Below are 6,648 nucleotides of genomic sequence, written 5' to 3'. Positions count from 1 at the left end.
TACGGAGCCGGCAATGCCACCGGCGGGACCGCGGGGGCTGGTGGTGTGGGCTTTAACGGCGGGGCCGGCGGCAACGGCGGTTCGGCCTACAACTACGGCACCGGCAATGCCACCGGGGCCGTCGGGGTCAACGGTACCGCCAGCTCCGGCGGGTTCGGCGGTGCCGGCGGCAACGGTGGTGATGCGACCATCGGCAACAGCGCCTCGGGCGGTAACGCCATTGCGGGCCGGGGCGGGTCGGGCGGTAACGGTGTTTCCGCCGGCGGTAACGGCGGCAACGGCGGTAGCGCCTCCACCATCGGAACCGGACAATCCACCGCCGGTAACGGCGGCAGGGGCGGCAACGGTACTGGCAGCACGGGCACTGGCGGCAACGGCGGCACCGGCGGCGACGCGACCATCAATAACGCTAATAATGCGAACAACGCTGTCGCCGGAGCCGGCGGTAACGGCGGCACCGGCTACAACGCGACTCCCGGCCACAGCCAAGGCGGTAGCGGCGGCAACGCCACCATCCAGGCAGGTAACCAAAATAACGCCTACGCCGGTGCCGGCGGCACCGGCGGCGCCGGGACCGTTTATGCCGGCTCCGGCGGCTCCGGCGGCACCGGGTCGAGCTACTCTACGGGCGCCGCCACCGGCGGAACCGGCGGTGCCGGCGGCACCGGAGGCTACGGCGGGAACGGCGGTGCCGGCGGTGACGCATACTCCTACACCAAGGGCGGAACTGCCGGCGGCGGCTCCGGCGGTAACGGCGGCGACAGCCAAACAGCCGGTGCCGCGGGCGGAAACGGCGGAAACGGCGGCAGCGCGTACGCAAAGCAATCCAGCAATGCCACCGGCGGGAAAGGCGGAAGCGGCGGCCAAGGCGGACCTGGCGGAGCAACCGGCAAGACCGGCTCCACCGGCAAGACCGGGACGACGTAGCGAGTCGTCGGGCGGGGGTCTTTGGCAATTGCCGCTCGGCTACCCGCCCGGCCACGCCGTGCACCGTCACCGTCGATTCGGATTCATAACGGTCAGGAACCGGGTCCGGCGATCTCGAGCCCGACCACCCGGGCCGCATAGCGGGTGAGGTCGTAGGCAGCAGACGCGCCGGACACGACATCCGGCATGTCGCCGGCTGGTCGCCCTTCCAGGCGTAGGGTGATCGTCCACGTGCCGAACCTGATCGGGACCGTCGCAATGCGCGAGCCGTTCGGATCCGATACTTGCTGCTGATAGAGCACCACGCGCCAGCTGAGCTGATGCGGATCTGCCGCGACGGCATATGGACGCACCAGGCGCCACGTCGTCACGAACCAGGACACCTCCCGAGGCGGAAACTGCAGTTGCAGGACCCCGCCGGTGTCGGTCGATGACACCTCGGCAGGTGCCGTCGCAACGACGGCGCGCACCTGGTCGGTTGATTCGGCGGCGGCGAGGTCCGACGGCAGATCGGCTAGGAACGAGTCGAGCGTCGGAGTCGCGGACGCCGTCGTGCAGCCGAGGCACACAACACCCGCGAGCAACACCGCGGCAAGAACTTTCACCATCACCGAACTCCTGTGGTCGGGCAACGCCGTCTACATCGACGCGCCGGCGAATCGTCCTGCTCGTCAGCGTATTGCGGCTGCTGCTTCGCCCACTTGAGGTAGCGGTCGATCCCGGCCCACATGTCGATCTCCAGCTCGAATCCGATGCTCGTGTCCAAGTGAGATGCCGGCGGGGAGTTGCATCCGGAAACGCTGGAAACCGGGATTGTTGCGTCGGCCCTCGAGCCGACGGCGGGCCGGTGCGGAGTCGGTTGACCGCCGGGTTGTGCGGTGCCTGGTCGGGAACGCGCGGGGGACCGTGCCGCTACCGCTGCTGGCGCAACGGATTTCAGCGACCCGCACCGCCCGTGCGCCGAGAACGACCCCGTGCCCTTCGCAGATGCGGCGTGGCGGGCGGCGATCAGACGCTGACCAGCGCCCCATCGTATTTCGGGGTCAGCACGAACGCCAGCAGGTAGAGCATTCCGACGACGATCAGCAGATTGCGGTAGCCGGTGACCAGGGCGCCATATTCGAGGCAGCCCCCGAGAATGGAACCCAGCAGGTTGATGGCGAACGCCGACCGTGCGTGCTCGGTGGCGGCGAAGCGTTTGGCAAAGGCGATGTTGGCCAGGTAAATCGGCAGGAACCCGATCACGCAGGCCACCAGCAGTCGTGGCCAGAACGGCCAACTCAGCAACCAGGCCGGGTCGATCACGTACGCCATCGCCAGGGACGCGACGATGGTCCACCACACCACGGGAAGCGGTGGCGTTCGGAATTTCCGGGTGGTCTCGACGGCCGCCAGGACGATCACCAGCACGCAGGCGAAGACCAGCGCGTTCACCAGCCAGGTGGTGCCGAACAACAGCGCGAAGGTAGCGATGTTCTTGGTCTCCAGCAGCAGGAACGCGGCTCCCATGAAGAAGAGGTCGAAGTAGGGCCGCATCGATCGAAACGACCCGCCCAGCAGCCGGATCGCGAGCAGCGTGATCAGCATGATTCCGGCCAGTGCCCACAGATACATGGCCGGGATCGCGCCGCCCTTGTAGTAGAGGAACGGGCGGTCGTCGGTGGCGGGTGCGACGACCTCGCTAGGCGGTGCGTACGGCACAGCGCACTTCTGATTGGCCGCATCGACCGCGACGGTGATCACCGCACGGTGACTGGCCGTCTGGTCGACGCATGGCCGATGTCCGAACGCAGCGGCCGCCGTCTCGGCCAGCCGGTCGATGAGCCAGGGCTGGCGATAGGCGTTGTACATCGCGAAGACACCGCTCGGCTTGAGGTGCTCGTAGACCGTCCGTAGCGCGCGATCGGTGAACAGGAACGATTCCAGGCGAATCTGCGAGGCGCCGTTGACCAGAGCCAGCGAGTCCGGCAGCGCGAACAGGATCAGGTCGTAGGTGGCCTCGGTCGATTGCAGGAAGGCCCGGCCGTCGTTGATATGCACGCTGACGCGCGGGTCCGAGTAGGCGTTGTCGGGGTTGCGCCTGACGCCGATCTGCACGAGCCGCGGGTCGATGTCCACCGCGTCGACGTGCTTGGCCCCCTTGGACAATGCAATGGCGACATCGGACCCCGACCCCGCCCCGACGACGAGCACGCTATCCAGGCGCAGCGTGGTCGTCCGCTCATAGGGCAGGCGGTACTGCTGGTATGTCGGAGCGGACTGGATGAGAATCCAGTCCGCGGGCGCCATCACCTGGTGCGGGATGCCGTTGACCGAGATCGCCACCAGCGCCGCGCCGTCCCATGACCGGTGTTCCCAGGTCTGCACCTTGTAGTACGGCGACCAGGAGACGCCGGGCGTGATCGACTCCGCCAGCAGGACCAGGATCAGCCCGGCACCCGAGATCGCGGTAACCACTTTGAATCCGCGCCGGTTCAGCACCACCAGCATGACGGCGGCGATCGTCCCCCACACCACCGACGGCGCCCGCACGAATGACAGCAGCGTGAACAGGCCGATGCCGAGCAGCGAGCCGATCAAGTCCCAGCGGTAGCAGGTGAGCGCATCGAGTTGCCCGAAGCAGCGGCCGACCGCCTCGCCCGGTCCGGCCAGCAGCGCCGCCACGACGACGAAGACCGCCGGCAGCACGATCCAGGGCGGCAGGCCGCTGGGACGAAGCGACGTGAAGTAAATGACGTCGCCGCCGCTGCGGTTCACTCTGATCGGAAACAGGTGTACGGCGAGCACCAGCAGCATCAGCAGCGCGCTGGACAGCGGCAGGATCGACCAGGACTTCCGAGAGATCAAGAAGCCCATGCCAATTCCCAGAAACGAGCCGAGCAACACGAAGTTGGTGAAGTAGGACAGGTGCAGCACGTTCGATCCCAGCCAGCGGATCAGCACGAGCTCGATGAACAGGATCGCCGAGCTGCCCAGCACCAATCGTCCGATGACGGCGCGGGCGCCGCGCGTCGGTTGCACGGGCTGGGTCGAGGTCCGGACCCGCAGCCAGGAACTCACCGCCGCATCATGACACGACAACCGTGGCTGCGGTGCCGCGACGACGAGCAGGCGGCCAACCGTTCACCCGTCCGGGAGCTACACCCAGTACGGCACCCGGGCGCGATACTGGCGCATGGCAATCGCTGCCAGTACCCACCCGACTGCGGTCAGGATCAGCACCACCGCCCAATGCCGCAGCTCCTGGTGCGCACCCAGCAGCGGCGCCCGCACAATGTCGAGGTAATGCAACAACGGGTTGAGTTCGACGATGTGCGACCACCGTCCGGCACCTTGCCGACGCAGCGTGTCGTCGTTCCAGATGATCGGCGTCATGAAGAACAGCAGCTGCACCACCGAGATCAGCAGTGGGCCGATATCGCGGTAGCGGGTCGCCAGGATGCCGAAACACAGTGACACCCATACGCAATTGAGCACGATCAGCCCCAGCGCGGGAACCACCGACAGATCCGCCCACGACCACGGCTTGGGAAAGATGACCGCGACCACCAGATAGATCACGATGTTGTGCGCGAACAAGATCATCTGTCGCCACACCAGCCGGTACACGTGCACGCTCAACGGCGTCGGCAGTTGCTTGATCAGCCCCTCGTTGGAGACGAATACGTCGGCGCCGTCCAGGATGGCGGCGTTGATCAGGTTCCAGACGATCAGCCCGAGCGTGACATAGGGCAAATGCACCGAGAGTTCGAGGTGAAACAGCTGGGAATACAGCCCGCCCATCGCCACGGCGGTAGTCCCGGTGGCGATGGTGATCCAAAACGGCCCCAGTACCGAGCGGCGATACCGCTGCTTGATGTCCTGCCAGCCCAGATGCAGCCACAGCTCATGACGGCGGAACCCGTCGACCAGATCGGCCCGAGCCCGGGCCAGGGTCCGCGACTGTGCTTTGAAACTGGCCTGAGCGTCGATGAACGTCATGTCGAACCTCCCGGCCGCCCGAACCTCTCGCGACGGCCCAAGCGCCGCAACCGAATCCACTCCAGCAGACCGCCTGGGTCGCGGCGGGTCACCAAGAAGAACCAGCCGAACCGCAGCCACTCCTGGGGCAGGAGTTTACGCAGACCTGGCTGCGACAACACGTAGCCACGATTGCGGTAGGTGAAGAACCGCTTGCCCGGATCGTCGGGGTATTGGGTGTGCATGCGGCCACCCAGGATCGGCTTGAACTCCTGGGACCCGCACGGGTGCAGGTATGCCGCGTTCAGGCAGGTGCCGAACGGCAGGCCGGACCGAGCCAGGCGACGGTGCATCTCCACTTCGTCGCCGCGGATGAACAGCCGCAGGTCCGGCACGCCGATCGCCTCGCACGTGGCGGCCCGAAACAGTGCCCCGTTGAACAGCGACGCGATCCCGGGCAGCAGTTCCTGCCCCTCTTCGGTGCGCAATTCGCTTGTGCGCCTGCGCCATACCAGACCGCGCCGCAACGGAAACGCCAGCCGCTGCGGGTCATCAGCGTTGCAGACCATCGGCGACACCTCGGCCAAGCCGTATTTTTCGGCGCACGCCAGCAGCGTCGCCAGCACCCCGCTGTCCTGAGCGTGCCCGTCGTCGTCGGCCAGCCACACCCAATCGGCGCCCAGCGACAGTGCGTGCAGCATCCCGAGCGCGAAACCGCCTGCGCCGCCGAGGTTTCGGCGCGAACCGAAGTAGGTGGTGGGGATCGGTTGGGCCGCAACCAAATCCCGGACCCGGCCGTCGGCGTCGTTATCGACGACGATCAGGTGATCCGGTGCCCGGGTCTGGGTGCTCAGCACATTCAGTGACGTTGCGAGTTCGTCGAGGCGCCGGTGGGTGACCACGACGGCAACGACGAACTCACTCATCCCCGGACGCTTGTTGTGCCAGCGGCTGTTGCGCCACAACGGTGTTCGTCGTCTCGGCCAGCACGTCGTGTACGTGCCGGGCCGCGTCCTCGCCCTCGTAGGCGCGCACCACCTCTTCGATGCCGCCAGTGAGCTTGATGACGCCGTGGTCGATCCACATCGCGGACTTGCACAGCCGGGCCAGAAATTCGTTGGAATGGCTTGCAAAAACCAGGATTCCGGAGCGGTCGACCAGGCTCTGCAACCGCGACTGGGCCTTCTTCAAAAAATCGGCGTCCACCGCGCCGATACCTTCGTCCAGCAGCAGTATTTCCGGGTCGATGCTGGTCACCACGCCCATCGCCAACCGCACCCGCATTCCGGTCGAATAGGTGCGCAGCGGCATTGACAGGTATTCGCCCAACTCGGTGAACTCGGCGATCTCGTCCACCTTGGCCTGCATCTGCTTTCGGGTCTGTCCCAGGAACAGGCCGCGGATGATGATGTTTTCGTAGCCGGAGATCTCGGGGTCCATGCCGATGCCCAGATCGAAGACCGGCGCCACCCGGCCGGTGACCTTGGCCCAGCCGCGTGTCGGTTCGTAGATGCCGGAAAGCAGGCGCAGCAGAGTCGATTTCCCGGCTCCGTTGTGGCCGACCAAGCCCACCCGGTCGCCGAGTTCGAGCGACATCGTGATGTCCCGCAACGCCTCGATGACGACGACGTTGGAGCTGTTGCGGCCGATCGCGCCGCCGGCCTTACCGAGGAATGCCTTCTTCAGGGAGCGCGATTTGGCGTCGAAGATGGGAAACTCCACCCACGCGTCGCGCGTCTCGATGTGCGGACCCGTGGACAC

Annotated in this window: 5 protein-coding genes and 1 pseudogene; 1 reads left to right on the top strand and 5 read right to left on the bottom strand. The window is 66.5% G+C overall.

Features of this window, described 5'->3' with window-relative positions:
- Positions 1-927: pseudogene (locus EET13_RS30695) on the top strand (PE-PGRS family protein); the annotation flags it as partial.
- Between the two features lie 92 nt (positions 928-1,019).
- Here EET13_RS30695 and EET13_RS27965 read toward each other — a convergent pair.
- The 5 genes from EET13_RS27965 to wzt all read right to left on the bottom strand — a co-directional run bounded on the left by EET13_RS27965 (position 1,020) and on the right by wzt (position 6,648).
- The gene (locus tag EET13_RS27965; RefSeq protein WP_122445292.1) at positions 1,020-1,535 is read right to left on the bottom strand and encodes a hypothetical protein; all 516 of its coding nucleotides are present in this window, start codon (positions 1,533-1,535) and stop codon (positions 1,020-1,022) included.
- Between the two features lie 400 nt (positions 1,536-1,935).
- Positions 1,936-3,987 carry a spermine/spermidine synthase domain-containing protein gene (locus tag EET13_RS27960; protein WP_211189152.1) on the bottom strand — a complete coding sequence of 684 codons (2,052 nt, stop codon included), beginning with the start codon at positions 3,985-3,987 and terminating at the stop codon, positions 1,936-1,938.
- 78 nt (positions 3,988-4,065) lie between these two features.
- Positions 4,066-4,908: a galactan export ABC transporter permease subunit Wzm/RfbD gene (gene wzm, locus EET13_RS27955; RefSeq protein WP_122445290.1), complete on the bottom strand. Its 843-nt coding sequence runs from the start codon at positions 4,906-4,908 to the stop codon at positions 4,066-4,068.
- Complete coding sequence (gene glfT1, locus EET13_RS27950) at positions 4,905-5,813, bottom strand: galactofuranosyltransferase GlfT1 (RefSeq protein ID WP_122445289.1); 909 nt, start codon at positions 5,811-5,813, stop codon at positions 4,905-4,907. The genes wzm and glfT1 overlap by 4 nt, the downstream gene beginning before the upstream one ends.
- Positions 5,806-6,648: a galactan export ABC transporter ATP-binding subunit Wzt/RfbE gene (gene wzt / locus EET13_RS27945; protein ID WP_122445288.1), complete on the bottom strand. Its 843-nt coding sequence runs from the start codon at positions 6,646-6,648 to the stop codon at positions 5,806-5,808. The genes glfT1 and wzt overlap by 8 nt, the downstream gene beginning before the upstream one ends.

It is taken from the genome of Mycobacterium attenuatum, assembly GCF_900566085.1.
Taxonomy (GTDB): Bacteria; Actinomycetota; Actinomycetes; order Mycobacteriales; family Mycobacteriaceae; genus Mycobacterium; species Mycobacterium attenuatum.
The sequence above is the reverse complement of the archived record's forward strand: the minus strand, read 5'-3'. Positions and strand labels throughout refer to the sequence as shown.

Excerpts from the sequence above, each read along its gene's own strand:
- EET13_RS27965 (WP_122445292.1), bottom strand. The coding sequence starts at position 1,535 with ATGGTGAAAGTTCTTGCCGCGGTGTTGCTCGCGGGTGTTGTGTGCCTC.
- wzm (WP_122445290.1), bottom strand. The coding sequence starts at position 4,908 with ATGACGTTCATCGACGCTCAGGCCAGTTTCAAAGCACAGTCGCGGACC.
- glfT1 (WP_122445289.1), bottom strand. The coding sequence starts at position 5,813 with ATGAGTGAGTTCGTCGTTGCCGTCGTGGTCACCCACCGGCGCCTCGAC.